Genomic DNA, 1,086 nt, shown 5'->3' on the forward strand with positions numbered 1-1,086 from the left:
AGCCAAAAATGTACCCAGTAGTTGACGACCGAGGAAAACTTGTTGGCATCATCACTCGCCGTGATGTTCTGCGCGCTATTGGGATGACGTTGAACGAATGCTTTAAACATCCAGTTTGATGACGACATCGACATGACTACTTCGAAAGGCGCTGCGGCGTCTTTCTTTTTTCGGAAGAGGCTGAGGTTGAGCGAAGTGGTTATTTTTCTCTTTTAACAAAATTCGTCTTGACCTTGGAGCTATCTCCAAGGTTTATCCTTAGTGGTAGATGAACAGTCTCAGCCAATAAGGAAAACAAACTATGTGTACAAAACATCAAGGTTGCCAGTCAGGCAAAATCAAAACTGCGGTGCCACTCAGCGCCCATGACTCTTGCTGCGCGCCAACTAAACCGACGCTAAATATTGCTCAAGCGGGTGTTGATACTGTTGAAAGCTCTTGCTGTAGTGGAGGCTGTTGCAGTTCGGACACCGCCGATGAAGAAGGCCCCGCGGAACTGCGAGAATCCTCAGTCCGTAGCAGTTGGATCGTGTCCGATATGGACTGCCCGTCTTGCGCGCAAAAGCTTGAAAAAGCCATCATGTCATTGCAAGGCGTTACGAATGCCAAAGTCCTTTTTGCTACAGAAAAGTTAGTTGTCGATTTTGATGACCATTCTCTAAGTTCGATCATCGAACAAACAGCGCGCCAAACTGGTTTCCCGCTTTCTGCGCTGGATAAACCAAAGCAAAAGAAAGAGAACAAAGGCTGGTTCGGTTTTGTTCAAGACAATCTACAGATTTTATCGATCGCAGGTGCTATGGCATTTGCGGGCCTAGTCGCAAGCATCAACCCTCAGCTTAGTAGCTGGATTTTTACTTTAACCTGTTTGCTGGGTTTGTATCCTATTGCCCGTAAGGCCGTCAAACTGGCTCGTGGTGGCACACCATTTGCCATTGAAACACTGATGAGTGTTGCTGCATTAGGTGCGTTGTACTTAGGTGAAACCGCAGAAGCCGCGATGGTGTTATTGCTCTTCCTTATTGGTGAAAAGCTAGAAGCATACGCATCATCACGAGCTCGAAGTGGCGTTCAGGCCTTAATGGA

2 protein-coding genes are annotated in these 1,086 nt (G+C 47.1%); both read left to right on the top strand.

Annotated elements, in window-relative coordinates; genetic code table 11:
• On the top strand, window positions 1-119 hold a 119-nt coding region (locus R8O10_RS23935; RefSeq protein ID WP_318191789.1), incomplete at its 5' end, for a CBS domain-containing protein.
• A gap of 182 nt (window positions 120-301) precedes the next feature.
• Window positions 302-1,086, top strand: a 785-nt coding sequence (locus R8O10_RS23940) for a cation transporter (protein ID WP_318191788.1), incomplete at its 3' end; no start/stop codon positions are given.

It is taken from the genome of Vibrio sp. 1727, from assembly GCF_033344415.1.
GTDB classification, from domain to species: domain Bacteria; phylum Pseudomonadota; class Gammaproteobacteria; order Enterobacterales; family Vibrionaceae; genus Vibrio; species Vibrio alginolyticus.